Source organism: Streptococcus oralis (assembly GCF_003944215.1).
In the GTDB taxonomy this organism is placed as follows: Bacteria; Bacillota; Bacilli; order Lactobacillales; family Streptococcaceae; genus Streptococcus; species Streptococcus oralis_BI.
This window is the reverse complement of record NZ_RJVZ01000035.1, coordinates 1-1,196: the sequence shown is the minus strand read 5'-3', so window position 1 is coordinate 1,196 and position 1,196 is coordinate 1. Positions and strand designations below refer to the sequence as shown.

General features: G+C 26.3%; 2 protein-coding genes. Both read right to left on the bottom strand.

The annotated features are described in order from the left end of the window. Positions 1–300, bottom strand: a 300-nt coding sequence (locus D8804_RS09950; RefSeq protein ID WP_125399647.1) for a multinuclear nonheme iron-dependent oxidase, incomplete at its 3' end; no start/stop codon positions are given. Then, positions 297–1,196, bottom strand: a 900-nt coding sequence (locus tag D8804_RS09945) for a hypothetical protein (RefSeq protein WP_221763061.1), incomplete at its 5' end; no start/stop codon positions are given. The genes D8804_RS09950 and D8804_RS09945, both read right to left, overlap by 4 nt.

The window sequence follows — 1,196 nt, the reverse complement described above, 5'->3', positions numbered from 1 at the left end:
GTAATATTGATGGTAATATGAGATAGCTATATGATCGGAAAAATATTTCGAATGAATGTATTCAGAAATATAAAAATATTTTTCCAACATTTGCTTTTGAACTCCTTCTGGAGAAAATAAAGAAGTTCTGAGACAATGAAGCCCCATCTCAATATTTTTATTAAAGCATAATTCAGCTATTTCTTTCATATCAATTACATCTGTCACTTCTGGCATAATTTCTAAAATAGATACTTCGTTAAGTATAGAGCTTAAAAATTTCTTATGTAAATGAGGACGGTAACAAATTCCTAGTTTCATTGATAATTCTCCTTTTTAATAATCATATAGATAATATTGAATATGCACATAATTAACAAAATAGATTCTAAATAATTACGGTATCCTCCTAACATTGAAAATACAAGAGAAAACACTGATGAGCTCATTGATAAAGTCTGTAACAAGTACAGATTATTGTTCTTATCGTTAACCACTAAAAAATATTTTCTTACTTTAATGGATAAAGAAAGACTGAGGGCTGTAATAATACTAAACAGTATTGATTGGAGAATTACAAAATTATTAGACATTCTTAACACAAAAAAGCAAATTATCAACGGAATATAAGAATATTCCATAAATAACGAATCAATCAAAAATCGATATTTTTTTTGAAGATGAATCAACCCCATAGAGAATATTCCTGGTAAAACAAATGGAATCCAAGAAAATGTTCTCAAGCCGTGTAAATTAAAGCTACCTGTTAACAATGGAATCCATAAAACTGTGGCAGTTGAAAACACACCTAAAAGAATATAAGCTTTTTTTTCTTTAATGAGAAGCTGTACTTTTTTTTCAATTTTTTTATGACTACTCCAATTTAGATTTTTTAGTCCAATTGTATTAGCCAAAAAACACAAAAATAAAATACTCAAAAAATAAATATCATTTGACAAAATTTCTAATAGAATACCTAGTAAGAATCCTATCATTTTTGAAGCACTTCTCATAAATTGCATATTTAAGAATCCTAACTTAACATTTTGTTCATAATCTAGAATCTCTGTTTGAAGAAATAAAGTTACTATTGAAAAGAAAAATGATAAATAAGAGTAAACGATAAGATAAAACCATTGAGAAGTTGAATTTATCAAACAAATCAATAAAAAAACTAGTAAGGAAATAAGTGAATAAATATAAGGAGATATTTGCTC